Genomic DNA, 16249 nt, shown 5'->3' with positions numbered 1-16249 from the left:
CGGCCGTCTACGGCGGCGGTGGAGCCCCCACCGTCGCTCGTGCGCGCTCGTAGGCCCGCATCACCTTGTACAGTCGCCACAGGTTCTCGAGGATCCCCCACCAGCCCATCAGGCCATCGGCCAGGATCCAGCGAATCTCGTCGTCCTGCAAGCCCTCCACTTGCAACTCCCGACCGAGCTCGCGGCGCAGCCCGACCCGCCACCGCAGGCGCTGCGGCGACTCGGTGAGTCTCGGGACCTCGCGTTGGTCCGGCTCGTCGAGCGCCATGAGGCTCGCCGCGCGCAGCGAAGCCATCGCGGACGACTCGGCCAGCGCCCGCAGGGTCGGGCTCTGACGCACCAGCGTGTCGCGCATGCAGGCGACGCTCTCGTACGAGAGCTGCTCCTCCCCTCGTCGCGGTGGCGCTGCGGCCCCCAGCTCGATGGTGGCGGCGGCGAGCGCTTCCGCCAGCTCCTCGATGCGCTCGCCGCCCACCAGCGCTCGGAATGGCTCGAGGTGGACGACCACGAACGTCGTCAGCTCTCGGGTCACGCGCTCCACCGTCAGTCCCCGATCATGATGCGCTCGATCTGATCGGCTCCGAGGTCCGGATCGATCGCCCCCTTCCGTACCTGTCCAAGCAGCGCTCGCAGCCGCTCCTTCGTCCGGGAGTCGACGCTCCGATCCTCGAGCAGGCGCTCGCTGAGGACCACCACCACCTCGAGCGTGAGCACCTCGACGCCGAGCACGCCAAGGCGCCGCAGTACGCCCTTCCAGCCGTTCTTGGCCGCGTCGACCCAGACCCGCTCGGCGACCTCCTTGCCGGCTTCCCCGGCGACCTTGTTGGCCGCGGAGCGGCCGAGCTTGCACAGGATCCATTGGATGAATGCCTTGAGGTGGTGGATGACGAGGAACGGGTGGACCACCAGCCCCCCCGCAATCACGGTCTCGGCCATGCCGAGCACCACCCGCGGGTTGCTCAGCAGGCGCTCGCGAGCAATCGGACTCTCGCCCACCAGCATGCCCGCCACGAATGCTTGCTCGATTCCAGGCGCACCGAACTCGAATGCCGCCTCGACCAGCGCCTCGACGCTCGCGTCGTCGGGCCCCGCGGCGGGCGGCACGGGAGCCGCGAGCAGGGTGTTGCCCACCAGCCCATCGAGCATGGCGGTGGGAATCTCCGCATCATCGGGAAGCGCCGCTTCCACCCTCGTGACGATCTCGTCGGCGAGCGACTCGCCGAGCCCTCGGGTCACGAGCGAGCGACGGAGCCGCGCCGAGTCGAAGGTCGATCGGGCTCCACCGGCGAGCACCACGGTCGGCATCGATGTCCTCCTTTCGTGGAGCACAGCCTAGGAGGCGGTCTTCCGATCGCAACGCCCGGCCCAGGTGTGGACGACCCGCCGGGTCCGCACTACCCTCGTGCTCTCGGAGGTCCCACGATGACTCGAACCCACCAAGCTCGTCGCGCCGGCCGCCGCACGCTCGTACCCTCGAGCTGGCTGCTCGGCCTGGCCTCGTCCCTGCCCCTCGTCGTTGGCGTGGCCGGCTGTGACGGCGAGAAGAAGAAGGACGCCCCCGACTTCGCCAAGGCGTTCGACAACACCGCGAAGACCGACACCAAGGTCACCGAGGACGGCATGAAGGCGCTGCGGGAGAAGGCCGAGAAGGAAGCGGCGGAGGCTCGCGAGGCCGAGCTCCAGAAGATCACCGAGCTGCCGCAGCCGCTCCCCGCCGACGTGGCCACCGCGTGCCAGGAAGCCGGCGCGGCGCTCGACGAGTTCAAGCAGCAGCGACTCGCGTCGGACGCGACCGAGCTCGAGCGCTGGAACCGAACCAAGGAGCCCGACCTGCGCAAGTTCGTGGAGAACTGCACGGCCACGGGCTCGGTCGAGTTCGGCGCCTGCCTCACCAGCGCGCATCAGAACGCGTCGATGGCGATGTTCGGCCCGGGCGCCACCGACGACTTCGCCGAGCGCTGCACCCGACGCTACGGCGGCGGTGAAGCCAAGGCGGCCGCGCCCTGACGCCGGGCTCACGCATGCCCAATCCGCCCGCGGGTGTCGTCGTCCCGGCGAGCCCGGGCGCGTCAGCCCGAGCCCAGCTCGGACGGCGGCACCACCTCGAGCTCGGACGAGGCCCCCCGCGCCATCGTGCTCACGCGATACGCCACCCCTCGCGCCCGCATGATCGACCCCAGCGGTCGGTGCTCGACCAGCGCGTGCCACGGATCGAACGACAACCCCTCGATCACCTCGGTCAGCCGCTCGCCCGCCGCCGACGCGGGGTCCTGCGCCGGGATCTCGAGCCGCGCCACCTCGACGAACGGGCTCACCGCCTCGGTCCACTGCACGGTGGGATCCTCGATCGGCGTGCGCTCGGCATCCACGTAGAGCTGCACGTCCACCGCAAAGCGAATCGGCGCACCCGCCACGCGGGCGCGCAGCTCGTCGGCCAGGTGGTGCTCGCCCCTGGGCAGTGCAGCCGGCGTGGGCGGACGCTCGACGGGACGCAGGCGCAGCTTGGCCGCCGCCTCGCCCCAGCGGATCGGGACCGGCACGAAGTAGGTGCGCTCGGCCAGGCTCTGCTTGCCCTTGTCCATCGAGCGAGCCAGCTTCGCGAGCATGCCCAGGCCGCCGAAGAATCCCAGGCGCCCGATGAGGAAGCCGGCCAGCCCCCGCACGCCTCGCTCGCGGGCGGCGACCACCAGACCCACGAACACCTCGGGATCGACGAACGGAAACGTCGAGGGCAGGATCGCGAGGAAGTCCTGGGTCTTGGCTGCTTCGAGCCCCGGGATCACCTTGGTGCCCTCGACCCCGACCACCTTGATCGCCAGCCCGCGCTGATCGGGGATCCGGTCGGGCTGTACCGCGCCCGCCCCCGAGGAGAAGCGCACGTAGCACTCGTAGCGGCCCGGCCGAGCGCACAGCCCCTGGGCCACCGCCGCGGGCAGCCCGTCGAGCACCTCGAACCGACCGGCCAGACCGATCTGGCCGTAGCGATGCAGCGCCCTCCCCTCCCTGGACGACTCGGGCACCAGGCGGGCCGCCAGTGCCTCGAAGCGCTCGGCCTCGCCCGGCCCGATCTCCTCACGCCATCCCGTACCCGTGGTCGCCATCGCGGCGGATCGTGTCCATGCGACGCGGCCGTGTCAAATCACCCCATCACGGCGACGGGCGGGGCTCGACCTCCACGCGACGATTGAGCGCGCGCCCGGCCGAGGTCTCGTTGTCGGCGATCGGCTCCGCCTCCCCTCGCCCCTCGGCCGACAGCTGCGAGGCGGCGATTCCACGCTCGGTCAACCACTGCACCACCGCCGCCGCGCGGCGCTGGGACAGGTCGAGGTTGTGCGCGTCGGAGCCCTGCGCATCGGTGTGCCCCTCGATCACGACCGAGAGCGTGGGGGTGGCCTTCAGCGCGGCCAACAGCTGCTCGAGCGCCGGCTTGGCGCTGGGACGCAGGACGTCCTGGTCGACGTCGAAGTGGATCCCATAGAGCACGGCGACGTGCCCGTCCTTCAGCGCCTGGGCGACCGCATTGGTCGGCTCGCGTGGCGGTGTGCACGGGGCCGCGGCCGAGGGATCGGGTGCGGCGTAGTACACCCGCGCGGGCCCGTTGAAGCTCATCCCGACCAGCTCGCCCGCCGTGGTGACGCGAGCGGTGGAGGGGTAGCGCTGGCCCTTGTCGTTCTCGGCCACCAGCCGAGCGAGACCATCGACGATCGAGCCCGAGATCGTCGACTGCTGGCCGCCCAGGCTCTGACAGCCGCCGAGCTCGTCGCCACGCTGCCACAGCTCGATCACGTTCAGCCCGGGCTCGTCGTTGATGCCGAGCCGACGCAGTCGCCAGCGTCCCTCGAAGGTCCCGGGGGGCACGACGATCGTCTCCTGCGAGCCGAAGCCCCGCAGATCGGAGAAGCGCGCCGAGTCCACGTCGCTCGGCGGTGCCTCCATGCGATCGACGAACGTCACCCGCAGCCAGCGAATGGCGCGAGGCTCCTTCACCGCGAAGCCCTGCGCGGCATCCACCCCCGCCCGGAGTTCGAACTCGAGGAGCGGCGAGAACCCCTGGTCGGCTGCGGTGGAGGAGCCCTCGAGGCGCACCGTCTTGACGTGACGACCCTTGGCTGCGCCGAACTCGTCGATCTTGGGCACCTCGAAGCGCTCGAACGTGGTCGCGGCGGGCATCTCGACCACGAACACGTGGGGCAGCGGCTCCTTGCGGGGGATGCCGATCGTGGTGGTGCGATCGTCCCCGTCGAGGGCCACGAGCGAGGCCTTCTCGGCGGCCGGCGAGGACGACACCACCACGGCCCCGGCCCCGAGCGTGAGCAGATCGATCGCCGCCGGCTCCTTCGGGGCGGGCGCGTCGGTCTTCGGGGCGGGCGCGACGTCGTCGCTCGGAGCACCCGCGCTCGACGACGGCGTGGCCGCCTTGGCCTCGTCGGCCGCCGATGGCGACGTCACGACCGCGCCTCCCTCGCCCGAGGACGTGGCGGGAGCCGAGCAAGACGGCACGAGCGGGCTTGCGAGCAGGAGGACGACGAGCACCGTACGCGGGGACATCGAGAGTGTGGTCATGGACTTGGCCCTACCGTGATTACACGACCCACCGTGATTACACGACCAACCTGGCCTCACGAAAACCGGGCGATCACCGGAACGTGGTCCGACGGCACCTCCCAGCTCCGTGGCTTGCGATCGTGGATCACCTCCTCGCACCGCTCCACCATCGGGGCGGTGGCGTAGACGTGGTCGATCCGCAGGCCCTCGTTGAGCTCGAAGCCGTTGGTCCGGTAGTCGTACCAGCTATAGTGCCCGCCCTCGCTCACGTGCAGGCGAAAGCAGTCCCGGAGCCCGAACGCCACGAGGTTGGCGAGCACCTCGTGCTCCTCGTCGGTGAACAGCAGCCGCCCCACGAAGCGCTCGGCATCGAACACGTCGCGCTCGTCCGGAGCGATGTTGAAATCGCCCACGATCACCAGCGGCTCGGTGGGCGAGCAGGTGGCATCGAGCTCGGCCCGCAGGCGCCGCAGCCACGCGAGCTTGTATGCGAACGCGTCGCCCCCCAGCTCGGTTCCGTTGGGCACGTAGAGGTTGTAGATCCGCACGCCCTGCACGCGTACCATCAGGATCCGCGGATGGCGATCGGGCTCGCCCTCCGCAAAGCCCCCACGAACCTCCTCGGCCTTGGCCTTGGTGAGCGTGGCGACCCCCGCCAGGGCCTTGCCGCCGTGCACGTGGACCTCGTACCCGAGCTCCATGAACGGGACGCGCGGGAACAGCTTGTCCTCGACCTTCGTCTCCTGCAGGCACACCACGTCGGGGGCATTGTCGTAGAGGTACGTCAGCACGTGATCGAGCCGCGCGCGAATCGAGTTGACGTTCCAGCTCATGATCGACAGGGGCGTCGGCATGCGGCCCGGAGGCTAACACCGCGGACCCAGCGCTCCCACCGCGCGCTATCCTCGGGGCACGTGACCCCCGAAGACCTGGAACGGGTGCTCCGCGAGGCAGCGGACGAGATCGAAGGCGAGGACGGCCGCTGGCAGCTGCGGCTGGACGACGTGGCGCTGGCCTGCATGGTCGACGTCCACTACGACCGCATGCGGCTCATCGCCCCCATCGCCGAGCTCGACGAGGTGAGCGACGACGTCCGCGATGCATGCCTCGAGGCCAACTTCCACACCACCCTCGACGCCCGCTATGCCACCAGCGACGGCGTCCTCTACGCGGCGTTCATCCACCCCCTGTCCTCGCTCGATGCGGAGCTGGCCGAGTCGGCGCTGCAGCAGGTCGCCAACCTGGTGGAGACGTTCGGCACCACGTTCAGCAGCGGAGCGCTGGTGTTCGGCCTGCCCCCGCGAGGACACGGCGGCGCGGTCAACTGAGCACGCCCCCGTGCCACGTCCCTCGTGATAGAAGAGGTGCGGGGGGAGATGCGATGAGCCGCTCACGGATGCAGCGACGCCACGGTTGGCTGGCGATGGTCGGATGCCTCGGGGTCGCGACGTGCAGCGACCCGGAGGCCGACGACGGAACCCCGCCCATCACGACGCTCGGCCCCGGACCCGGCTCGACGGACACCGCGAGCACGGGCCCCGACGAGCCGACGAGCGCGGGCACCATGGCCGACACCGACGGTGCCTCCGGCACGGCCGACGAGACCGGCTCGGTGCCGAAGTTCGACATGGGCCAGCTGCCCGACGTGCCCGGCACGATGCCGCCGTCGTGCGAGGTCGTCGACGACATGAACGCGGTGGGTGACTGCATGCAGACCGCGCCTCCCGACAGCTTCGAACCCGACGTGCAGTGGCAGTGGATGGGCGAAGGGGACGAGATCTACGTGGTCGTCACTCCGCTGGTCGCCAACCTCACCGACGACGACGGCAACGGCACCATCGATCTGTGCGACGTGCCCGACATCGTGGCGGTGGCCTGGGCCACGCTCGGCGGCCCGGCCCACATCCACGTGCTCGACGGCGCGACCGGGGCCCTGCACTTCACCATTCCCACCCTGGTGGACTTCTCGGTGGCCCCGGCGCTCGGCGACATCGACGGGGACGGCCTGCCCGAGATCATCAGCGCCAATTCCACCGGCAACCTCCTGGCCTTCGAGCACGACGGCACGCTCAAGTGGCAGAGCGCCAGCGCGTGGCCGGGCTACTACATCGGGGCGATCGCACTGGCCGACATGGACAACGACGGCGACGTGGAGATCGTGGCCGGCAACCAGCTCCATGATCATCAGGGCAACCTGCTGTGGACCGCGCCGCAGTCCGCCGGGGCCAACTCGGCCACCGCCGCGGCCGACCTCGACGGCGACGGCGACCTCGAGATGGTGCTGGGGCACGCCGCCATCCGCAACGACGGCACCCTGCTGTGGAACTCGGGCATCGGCCCCGGCTACCCGCAGATCGCCGACCTCGACGACGACGGCCTGCCGGAGGTGCTGGTGACCAACGCCAACGGGCTGGCCCTGCTCGAGCACGACGGCGCGGTCACCTACCAGGGCCTGCGCCCCACCGGGGCCCCCGCGGGCGGCCTGACCTGGCTGCGCCCCGCCACCATCCACGACTTCGACGGCGACGGGCGAGCGGAGTACGCCGTCAGCTCGGGCAACCAGTACAGCGTGTACGAGGCCGACGCGAGCATCCTGTGGTCGGCCCCGGTGCTCGACGGCAGCGGGGTCGCGGCCGGTACGGCGTTCGACTTCCTCGGGGACGGCGATGCCGAGGCCATGTACGCGGACGAGACGTTCCTGTTCGTGTTCGACGCCATGGGCAACGTCCTGCTGCAGACCCCGCGCACCAGCCGAACCGGCACCGAGTATCCCGTGGTGGCCGACGTGGACAACGACGGCTCGGCCGAGATCGTGGTGGTGAGCAACGAGCCCATCTCGGGTGGCGGGGCCACGGCCCCGGCGGTTCAGGTGATCCGCGACGTACAGGACCGCTGGATCCAGGCCCGCCGGATCTGGAACCAGCACACCTATCACGTCACCAACGTCCGCGAGGATGGCACGATCCCGCAGTTCGAGCCGCCGAGCTGGGAGTCGCTCAACACCTTCCGCACCAACGCCCAGATCGAGGGCGGAGGCGTGTGCATCCCCGATCCAGCGGGATAGCGCGAGCGCTGGCGCCGACCGGTTCCGGACGGCCCCCCTTGAGCCGCACCGACGATTCGAGGGAACCTATTGGTCGCGGTGAGCGACGTCGATCCACACTCCGTCTCGGCGGTCATGAGGACCACCGACGGCGGCACGCGCTCGCGAGGGCGGACGCGGCGGCGCGACGTGTCGGGACGATGGCGGGCCGAGGGCGAGCTGCCCAGCGGCTCCCGCATCGGACGCTACGTGGTGCTCTACCGGCTGGGGCGCGGCGGCATGGGGGTGGTCTACGCGGCCTACGATCAGCAGCTCGACCGCAAGGTGGCGGTGAAGGTGCTGCGCTCGCGCAGCACCTCCGAGTCGGGCTCGCAGGAGAGCCAGGGCCGCATGCTGCGCGAGGCCCAGACCCTCGCCAAGCTCTCCCACCCCAACGTGGTCGCGGTGCACGACGCGGGCTTCGTCGACGGCCGCATGTTCGTGGCGATGGACTTCGTGGAGGGCGAGACCCTGCGGCGCTGGCTCAAGACCAAGCCACGCACGCTCAAGGAGGTGATGGGCGCGTTCCTCCAGGCCGGCGAGGCGCTGGTGGCCGCGCACGCGGCCGACATCGTCCACCGCGACTTCAAGCCCGACAACGCGATCGTGGGTCGCGACGGGCGGGTCCAGGTGCTCGACTTCGGCCTCGCGCGGCTGCAGAGCGACACCCCCGCCGAGGGCGAGCCTCGCGTCGACACGCAGGGGCCTCGGATCGAGGGGGCGACCGCCGCTCCCCAGGGGCGGCGCCAGGGCACGCCAGCCTACATGGCGCCCGAGCAGTTCGACCGGGACAAGGTGGGACCGGCCGCGGATCAGTTCGCCTTTTGCGTGTCGCTGTGGGAGGCGCTGTGCGACCGCCCCCCGTATCCGGGCAAGGACGACGAGCTGATCGCCAACATCAAGGACGGGCGGCTGCAGGAGCCGCCGCGGGGCAAGCTCTCCGGGCACCTGCGCAAGCTCCTGCGGCGAGGTCTGCAGGCCGATCCCAAGGCCCGCTATCCGTCGATGCGAGCGCTGCTCTCCGATCTCAGCCGCGATCCCGGGCGACGCTGGCGACGGGCGGGGCTGGGAGCGGCGGTGGTCGTGCTGATGGGCGCCAGCGCGATCGGCTACGCCCAGCTCACGTCCGACGGCCCCGTGTGCACCGCCGCCAGCGAGCGCCTGCGAACGGTGTGGACCGACGAGGCGCGCACCAACGTGGCCGCGACCATCGGAGGCGTGAGCCGGGGCCACGCCGAGCACACCCGCGACGCGACCCTCGAGGCGCTCGACGGCTACGCACGGCGCTGGATGGACGCCCATACCGACGCATGCGAGGCCACCCACGTGCGCAAGGAGCAGAGCGAGGCCCTGCTCGACCTGCGCATGGCGTGCCTGGGGCAGCGCCTCGAGGATCTCGGCGACGCGATCACCCTGCTGTCGGAGGCCGATGCCGACGTGGTGGACCACGCGCTGGCCATCGTCGATGGCTTGCCCACGGTGGCCAGCTGCGGCGACGTGATGTCGCTTCGCGAGCGTCAGCCGCTGCCGCGCGACCCCGAGCGCCGTCAGCAGGTCGAGCTCACCCGGGCTGCGGTCGGTCATGCGCAGGCGCTCGAGCGGGCGGGCAAGGTCGACCAGGCCGTCGTGGCCGCTCGCACCGCGCTGCGCCGCGCCGAGGAGCTCGAGTACCCCCCGCTGCGCGCCCACGCCGGCCTGGCCCTGGGCGCGGCGCTCGAGGCCAAGGGCGAGGCTCCCGAGGCCCGCACGGTGCTGCTCGACGCCGAGGTCGCCGCCGAGATCGCTCGCGACGACCCGATGCTGGCCGAGATTCGGATCCTGCTGGTGATGGTCGAGGGCGATCGGCTGGGCCACACCGATCGTGGCCACCTCTGGGCGCGCCTTTGTCGGGCCACGCTCGAGCGCCTCGGCGGCGATCCCCGGCTGCAGGCCCAGCTCGAGAACAACCTGGCCCTGGTGCTCGACCACGACGCGCGCCCCGAGGACGTGCTGGTCCACCAGCGCCGCGCGATCGAGCTGGCCGAGGAGGCCGGCGAGAGCGAGCTGCGCCTGGCCTCGATGTACAACAACCTGGCCGGCACCCTGGCCGAGACCGGCGCCTTCGAAGAAGCGCTGCAGCGCGCCCAGCAGGCCCGACTGACCTGGGAGAAGACCCTGGGCGCCCAGCACCACCGCGTGGCGGTGGCCATGGGCATGCTGGGGTACATCCACGATCGCAAGGGCGACCCCCAGGAGGCGCTGCGCTGGTACGAGCGCGGCTACGCGCAGATCGTGCACGAGCTGGGACCCGACAACCTGCACTCGGTGAGCCTGCTGGACAACCTGGCCATCAGCCAGGCCACCGTGGGCCGGCTATCGGAGGCCGAGCAGAACTTCCGCCGGGTGCTCGAGCTGCGGACCAAGGCGCTGGGGCCCGACAACGCGGACGTGGCCCGGACCCACCGCAACCTGGGAGTGCTGCTCAGCCGCACCGAGCGCTTCGAGGAGGGGCTCGCCGAGCAACGCCGTGCGCTGGCCATCACCGAGCGAGCCACGGGCCCCGACAGCGTTCAGGTGGCCTCGGGGCTCGAGGAGGTGGCCAACGCGCTCGAGAAGCTCGATCAACACGCCGAGGCACTGCCGCTGCGCGAGCGAGCGCTCGAGATCCGCGAGCGGGTGTACGGGCCCGACCATCCCTCGCTGACCACCTCGATGGGCAACCTGGCGCACAACCTGCTCGATCTCCAGCAGCTCGATCGAGCGATGTCGGCGGCCAGCCGTGCTCTGCTGCTCGCCGACGATCCCTCCGTGACCCCGGTCGAGCGTGCGTTCGTGCGGCTGGTCATGGCCAAGGTGCTGAGCCTGCGCGGCGAAGAGGTGTCGCGCGTGCAGGAGCTGTTCGAGCGCGCACAGGCGGCCCTGGGCGAGGAAGAGGCGCCCACCGAGCGGCTCTTGCTGCACGAGCTGGCGCAGCGACACGGCTGGGAGGTCTTGGCGCCCCCGCCTCCATCCGAGCAGCTCACGACGCCCTGACCGCGGGAACCGAGCGCTCGCCTGGGCGCCGCTCGATTCCGCTACGCTTCGGGCATGCGATCTCGCTGGATGCTCGTGCTCGCCGTCGTTGGATCCCTGGGTGGATGTCGTCCGAAGGCTCCGGCCCCGACCATCGCCCCCGAGCGGCCCGCACCGGCCACGACCGCGAGCGACGGCTGTGGCGATGGCCCGGCCTGTGGAGCGGGCCTGACCTGCATCGAGCACTACCCCATCGTCGAGCGCCCGAGCCCTCCGCGCCACGCCTGCGAGCGACCATGCTCGTTCACCGGCGACGCGCCCTGCCCCGAGGACCAGTACTGCGCGATGGAGTCGGCCGGCGCGGGCTTGGTGTGCCGCCCGCTGGACACCACCGCGGCCCCGCCCGACATCCAGCGCCTGGTCGCGTTGGCCGAGGTCTGGTCGCAGGTCCGCTTCGCCCACCCCTGGCTCGCCACCAAGCCCATCGACTGGGACGGAGCCTTGCTGCGCGCGATCCCTCGCGTACGCGCGGCCCAGACCGACGCGGCCATGCGGGAAGCGATCGGCACGATGCTGGCCGAGCTCGGCGATCCGGCCACCCGCGTGGTCCCACCCGAGCCCGCTTCGTCCGAGGCCACCACCTCCACCACCGCCTCGGAGGAACCGGTGACCGAGGTGGAGGGCACCGTGGTCGTCGACTTCGCCAAGGTCCAGCCGTGGAATCCCGCCATGACGGCCGCGATCGCCGAGCAGCTGGCCAAGGCCGACCGCATCGTGTTCGATCTGCGACAGTGGCCCGCCGCCTTCGCCGAGGCGGTCGAGGTGGCATTCGAGCGCTGGAATCCCGTGCTCCTCGACGGCATGGCCACGCTCCCCACCCGGCGCAGCCGGGTCTTCCACGGGTTCCCCTCGGAGGCCATGGCCACCTCGGGCGGCTACTACGAGGCGTTCGAGTCCAGCGCGGCCATCCGCGTCGAGGGCCGGCGAGACGCCCGCCCGCCGGTGGTCGCGTTCGTGGTCGGTGACGGGCAGGTGCTCCCCGGGATCGCCTTGCCCCTCTACGAGCGAGGTCGGGCGGTGATCGTCAGCCCCGAGGCCCTCGATGCACGCGTGCTCACCCCCACCGCGATGCATCCCCTGGCGGATGGCCACTACGAGATCCGCGTGGCCGACCCCGAGTATCGCGGGGGCACCCCGGCGCTCAAGGCCAGCGCCATCACCGTGGACGATCCGATCGCCCGTGCCCGCACCCTGCTCGCGCGCCATCGCATCCGCCCCCGCTCGCTCGCGCTCGAGCCGATGCACCCGCTCGGCCGCGTCATGCCCTCGGCCAGCGCTTCGGGGGCGGCCCCTGCGGGGGCATCCCCTGCCGGCGCCGCGGGGCCCTCGCCCACCGAGCCACCCGACCTCGAGCACCGCATGCTCAACGCGATCCACGTGTGGAGCACACTCGACGTGTTCCACGCCTACCCCGACACGCGTCCACGCTGGAGCGGCGCCCTGGCCCGGGCGCTCGTGGCGATGGACGCGGCCCACACCCCGGACGCCTACGTACGCGCGCTGTTGCGGCTCAACGCCAGCGTCGACGACGGACACTCGATGCTGCGGTCCCCCCACGTACGGGAGGTGCTCGGCACCATGATGCCGTCGATCGAGCCCCGCGTGATCGAGGGCTGCGTGGTGGTGGCCCGGATCATCGACCCCGAGCGAGCCGGCGAGCTGCAGGTGGGTGACGTGTTCTCCGAGATCGACGGCGTCTCGGTGGTCGACCGCTTCGTCGATCGAGCCCCGCTCGTGGCCGGCTCCACCATGGCCGCCCACCGCAATGCGATCGCCTGGCAGGTGCTGGCCGGCTCCACAGAGGGCACGGTCCCCGTGGTGATCGATCGCGACGGCGAGCGCCTCGCGATCTCCATGAACCGGGCCAGGCGAACCGGCTGGCCCGAGTACGATCGCCCCACCTACGAGCGCATCGCCGACGGTACCCTCGGTCTGGTCGACCTCACCCGCCTGACCCCCGACGAGGTTCCCGCGATGTTCGAGGCCCTGCAGAACACCAAGGGCATCATCTTCGACATGCGAGGCTACCCGCGCGGCACGGCGTGGACGCTCGCGCCCTACCTCGATCGGCACCCGGGACCCACGCCCGCGGCCGAATTCCTGCAGCCCCTGATCGGCCGCGGCAGCCTCGATCCCTCGAGCGGCGACCAACGCACGCGCTTCCTCACCAGGCTCCCCAGGGCCGACGTGACGCGCTACGAAGGCCCCACCGTGATGCTCATCGACGAGCGCGCGGTCTCGCAGGCGGAGTACACGGGGATGTTCCTGCGCGTCGCCAATGGCACTCGCTTCGTGGGCACCCCCACCGCCGGCGCCAACGGTGACATCACCTCGCACGTGCTTCCCGACGGCACCGAGATGTACTTCACGGGGCAAGCGGTCGTGCCGCTGTCCGGACCGCCGCTCCAGCGCGTGGGCCTACAGCCCGATGCATGGGTGGCCCCCACGATCGCGGGCCTCCGCGCCGGCCGCGACGAGGTGCTCGACGCCGCCATCGCGCTGCTGCAGTAGGCGGCGGCTCGCGCTGCGCCGGTGAGAGTTCCTCGGGGCCATCGGCGCCGATCGTGCAGACGATCGATCGCACCCTAGATCGTGGTCACACCACCACCACCAGGACGACGATGACCGCCATCACCACGATCCACGTCAAGATCGCCACGGGTAACAACGGCACCATGGGTGCGGTGTACCTGGGCCTGGGAGGCCGGGAGTTCCGGCTCAACCGCATCGGTCACAACGACTTCCAGCGCAACTCCATCAGCCAATTCGTGCTGGGCGACGCGAGCCATGCCTACGCCGTCTCTCATCCGGACGACAACGACCCCACCTCGCCCATGCCGCTGGACACCATCGATCTGGCGCGGTTCCCCGTCTACATCCGCCTCGCCGGAGCCAACGGCCACTGGGAGATCGTCGGTGGCGTCGTCGACGTCCATGCGGGCCCGACCATGCACACCTTCGACCTGATGGAGCGTGCGAGCATGGTCCTGCTCGGGCCCGACAGCGGCGAGTACCTGGTGCTCTCGATCTGAGGCTAGCCCTCGGGCTCGTAGTTCACGCACGCCAATTCGATGCTGGTGGTCAGCGCCGTCTCGACCGCGGTGGGTACCGACATCGGCCCATCGCACAGGTCGGCGGCATGGCCGTTGGCCCCCAGCATGCCCGCGAAGTCGTAGAGACGCGTGGCATGGAAGATGTCGCAGTCCCACAGGCCCGGGAACAGCTCCACGCACCCGCAGCTGCCCGGCTGGTTGCAGAAGTTGAAGCCCCCCGCCGCCGAGGGATCGCCGGCCACCACGATCGCGGCCACCCCCGTGGGGTCCCCTCCCTTGGCGGCCACGAGCGCATCGTGGAGGCCCATCAACGACGACGGCGGCGTGGCGCAGCCGAGCCCGCAGGTGTTGCCCCCCTGCTGGTCGTAGGCGCCGTAGTCGTCGACGTCGGTCAGCAGCACCAGCACCAGCAGCGCATCGGGCCGCACGAACCCCGACGGGTCGCCGTCGATCAGATCGGTGGCGCTCGACAGCACGTGCTCGCACCCCGTGGACGCGCCGCCGATGCCCCCGACCTGCCCCACCGCGCCGTTGAACGCGTTGGCGATCTCCATGGGGGTCATCGTGGTCGAGTCGAACCATGGATTGGGATCGAACCACCCCGGCGGCACGAGGAAGCCGTGATCGTCGTCGTCGGTGACCCCGATGCGATACTCGATGCCGCCGCCGTTGAGCCCCTCGAGGGTCATGATCACCTGCGTGAACGAGCCGGTCGCGGCCAGGGCGGCCCGCTCCTCGGCCATCGAGGCCGAGCCATCGATCGCAAACAGCATGTCGATCGCCTGGCAGCCCATGGTGGGGATGATCCCGGTCTCCGCGCTGCCGACGTCGAGCAGGATGCCATCGTCGGAGGAGGAAGACACCACGCCGTGGGTGGTGTCCGGATCGGAGGTGGTGGGCTCGCCGGTCGTGACCGTGGTCGGGCCCATGGTTGTGCCCCCCATCGTGCCGCTGCCCGCGGTCGTCCCCTGGGACGCACTCGGGTCGTCGTCGCCGGTGTCGATCGAAGCATTGATGCACCGGTCGGCCACGCACACGAGGCCCGGGTTGCAGGCCCCGCCCGTGGTGCACGGACACTCGAGCGCCCCGATCGGGCAGTCGTCGCCCTCGTCCTGCCCCGTGCCCCCGCTGCCGCAGGCCGCGGCCACCACCATGCCCCCGAGCACGCCCCCCACCCAAGCCAAGGCCCACGTCCGCATGAGGTGGATCCTACCAAAGGCGGGCCCGGCTACGGGTCCATCGGCTGGAGCAGCCCGTAGCACGCGTCGTCGCCCTCGACCAGGCCGAGGAACTGCGCGCCAATGCCCTTGGGATCCTCGGCCACCCGCCCGAGCAGCCCCATCATCTCGGGTGACGGCGGCTTGTCGAGCTCGAGCATCTTGGTGAGGAAGTGATAGTGGGGCAGCCAGCGCTCGTTCCGCTGCCGCTCGTAGTCCGCGAGCGCATCCGCGAGCGGCCGACGACCGCCCAGGCCGTCGTCGATGGCCGCGGCGAGCCGCTCCGCATCGACGAACGCATAGCTGATGCCCGAGGGGTTGGCCGAGTCGTGGTGGCTCGAGGCATCACCCACCAGCGCCCAGCCCAAACCATGCGGCTTGCGAAAGAAGTTGGGCTGGTAGCCGGTGCCCAGCCAGCGCACCGCCTTTCGGCCGGCGCGCACCCGCTCGTGGATCTCGGGTACGTGCTGCTCGAGGTTGGCGAAGAAGTTGCCCTCCACGTCCGACTTGAAGCGCTCGAACTCGGCGACGGGAAAGTAGACGCCAACGTTGGTCAGCCCGTCGTTGGTCGAGACCAGCCCGATCATTCGTCCCGGCCGCATGTGCATCTCGAGCCCCGTCTCGATCGGCACGCCCTCCCAGTAGCTCCAGTACACCCCGGTGAGCAGCGGGATCTCCTCGTAGCGGGGTGCCTTCACCAGGCGAGCCACGAGCGAGTGAACCCCGTCGGCTCCGATGACGATCCTCCCGCGCTCCTCGATGGGCGCCTCGGTCTCGAGGTCGTGCCCCCGTACTCCCACGACCCGTGCCTCTGCCCCCTCGCCTTCCCACACGAGCTCGGTGACCGCCACCCGCTCGCGCAGCTCGGCGCCGGCCCCCGTCGCGCCCTCCACGAGGACGGTGTCGAGCACGTAACGACGAGGTGCATACATGGCGTCGACCCCGCCCACGCTGGGGCTCTCGAGCATGACCTCGAACGGCCCGGGATCGAGCAAGCACGTGCGGATCGGCGGGCAGTTGGATGCGATCACCCTTGGCAACAATCCCAGCCGCTTCAGCACGGCGCCCCCGGTCTTGAGCACCCCGTGGGTCGACAGCGGCTTGTCGCTGGGAAACTTGGCGCGATCCAGCAGCAGGACCCGGAGTCCGCGCTGGGCCAGCATCATGGCAAGAGACGCGCCCGCACAGCGAGCACCAACGATGATTGCGTCGTACATGGAATCGATCCCCCACGGCGATTCCATGTCGATTGCGTCACGACCGCAAGGCCTTTGCGCCGCAAATGCGAGGGCGTCGATCGA

13 protein-coding genes are annotated in these 16249 nt (G+C 70.8%); 6 read left to right on the top strand and 7 right to left on the bottom strand.

Annotated elements, in window-relative coordinates:
• Positions 1–7: 7 nt before the first annotated feature.
• Both OEB96_RS16215 and OEB96_RS16210 read right to left on the bottom strand, forming a co-directional pair.
• Positions 8–532: a hypothetical protein gene (locus tag OEB96_RS16215; protein WP_266216802.1), complete on the bottom strand. Its 525-nt coding sequence runs from the start codon at positions 530–532 to the stop codon at positions 8–10.
• A gap of 11 nt (positions 533–543) precedes the next feature.
• Positions 544–1305 carry a hypothetical protein gene (locus OEB96_RS16210; protein WP_266216801.1) on the bottom strand — a complete coding sequence of 254 codons (762 nt, stop codon included), beginning with the start codon at positions 1303–1305 and terminating at the stop codon, positions 544–546.
• Positions 1306–1422: 117 nt separating this feature from the next.
• Between OEB96_RS16210 and OEB96_RS16205 the strand changes: the two genes are divergently transcribed.
• The gene (locus OEB96_RS16205) at positions 1423–2007 is read left to right on the top strand and encodes a hypothetical protein (protein ID WP_266216799.1); all 585 of its coding nucleotides are present in this window, start codon (positions 1423–1425) and stop codon (positions 2005–2007) included.
• A 62-nt stretch (positions 2008–2069) separates the two neighbouring features.
• Here OEB96_RS16205 and OEB96_RS16200 read toward each other — a convergent pair whose 3' ends face one another.
• From OEB96_RS16200 to xth, 3 genes are all read right to left on the bottom strand, one after another.
• Positions 2070–3101 (bottom strand): catalase family protein, encoded by a 1032-nt coding sequence (locus OEB96_RS16200; RefSeq protein WP_266216797.1) that lies wholly within the window; start codon positions 3099–3101, stop codon positions 2070–2072.
• Between the two features lie 46 nt (positions 3102–3147).
• Complete coding sequence (locus OEB96_RS16195) at positions 3148–4449, bottom strand: OmpA family protein (protein ID WP_266216796.1); 1302 nt, start codon at positions 4447–4449, stop codon at positions 3148–3150.
• A gap of 170 nt (positions 4450–4619) precedes the next feature.
• Entirely contained in the window at positions 4620–5399 is a 780-nt protein-coding gene (gene xth, locus OEB96_RS16190) for an exodeoxyribonuclease III (RefSeq protein ID WP_266216794.1), read from the bottom strand.
• 60 nt (positions 5400–5459) lie between these two features.
• Between xth and OEB96_RS16185 the strand changes: the two genes are divergently transcribed.
• The 5 genes from OEB96_RS16185 (at position 5460) to OEB96_RS16165 (ending at position 13710) form a co-directional block, all read left to right on the top strand.
• Positions 5460–5873: a type III secretion system chaperone gene (locus tag OEB96_RS16185; RefSeq protein ID WP_266216792.1), complete on the top strand. Its 414-nt coding sequence runs from the start codon at positions 5460–5462 to the stop codon at positions 5871–5873.
• Between the two features lie 53 nt (positions 5874–5926).
• Positions 5927–7609: an FG-GAP repeat domain-containing protein gene (locus tag OEB96_RS16180; RefSeq protein ID WP_266216791.1), complete on the top strand. Its 1683-nt coding sequence runs from the start codon at positions 5927–5929 to the stop codon at positions 7607–7609.
• A gap of 78 nt (positions 7610–7687) precedes the next feature.
• On the top strand, positions 7688–10639 hold the full coding sequence (locus tag OEB96_RS16175) for a serine/threonine-protein kinase (protein WP_266216790.1): 2952 nt from the start codon (positions 7688–7690) through the stop codon (positions 10637–10639).
• 54 nt (positions 10640–10693) lie between these two features.
• A complete protein-coding gene (locus OEB96_RS16170; RefSeq protein ID WP_266216788.1) occupies positions 10694–13189 on the top strand; it encodes a S41 family peptidase in 2496 nt (831 codons plus the stop codon).
• A 110-nt stretch (positions 13190–13299) separates the two neighbouring features.
• Positions 13300–13710, top strand: coding sequence for a hypothetical protein (locus OEB96_RS16165; protein ID WP_266216787.1), 411 nt, complete (start codon positions 13300–13302; stop codon positions 13708–13710).
• 2 nt (positions 13711–13712) lie between these two features.
• Here OEB96_RS16165 and OEB96_RS16160 read toward each other — a convergent pair whose 3' ends face one another.
• A complete protein-coding gene (locus OEB96_RS16160; RefSeq protein WP_266216785.1) occupies positions 13713–14930 on the bottom strand; it encodes a hypothetical protein in 1218 nt (405 codons plus the stop codon).
• A 29-nt stretch (positions 14931–14959) separates the two neighbouring features.
• A complete protein-coding gene (locus OEB96_RS16155) occupies positions 14960–16165 on the bottom strand; it encodes an NAD(P)/FAD-dependent oxidoreductase (RefSeq protein WP_266216784.1) in 1206 nt (401 codons plus the stop codon).
• Positions 16166–16249: the final 84 nt, after the last annotated feature.

The organism is Paraliomyxa miuraensis (assembly GCF_026337845.1).
Classification (GTDB): Bacteria; Myxococcota_A; Polyangia; order Nannocystales; family Nannocystaceae; genus Paraliomyxa; species Paraliomyxa miuraensis.
Note: the sequence above shows the minus strand (reverse complement) of the source record. Positions and strands in the feature narration are given on the sequence as shown.

Excerpts from the sequence above, each read along its gene's own strand:
- OEB96_RS16160 (WP_266216785.1), bottom strand. The coding sequence starts at position 14,930 with ATGCGGACGTGGGCCTTGGCTTGGGTGGGGGGCGTGCTCGGGGGCATG.
- OEB96_RS16165 (WP_266216787.1), top strand. The coding sequence starts at position 13,300 with ATGACCGCCATCACCACGATCCACGTCAAGATCGCCACGGGTAACAAC.
- OEB96_RS16180 (WP_266216791.1), top strand. The coding sequence starts at position 5,927 with ATGAGCCGCTCACGGATGCAGCGACGCCACGGTTGGCTGGCGATGGTC.
- OEB96_RS16210 (WP_266216801.1), bottom strand. The coding sequence starts at position 1,305 with ATGCCGACCGTGGTGCTCGCCGGTGGAGCCCGATCGACCTTCGACTCG.
- OEB96_RS16155 (WP_266216784.1), bottom strand. The coding sequence starts at position 16,165 with ATGTACGACGCAATCATCGTTGGTGCTCGCTGTGCGGGCGCGTCTCTT.
- OEB96_RS16170 (WP_266216788.1), top strand. The coding sequence starts at position 10,694 with ATGCGATCTCGCTGGATGCTCGTGCTCGCCGTCGTTGGATCCCTGGGT.
- xth (WP_266216794.1), bottom strand. The coding sequence starts at position 5,399 with ATGCCGACGCCCCTGTCGATCATGAGCTGGAACGTCAACTCGATTCGC.
- OEB96_RS16200 (WP_266216797.1), bottom strand. The coding sequence starts at position 3,101 with ATGGCGACCACGGGTACGGGATGGCGTGAGGAGATCGGGCCGGGCGAG.
- OEB96_RS16205 (WP_266216799.1), top strand. The coding sequence starts at position 1,423 with ATGACTCGAACCCACCAAGCTCGTCGCGCCGGCCGCCGCACGCTCGTA.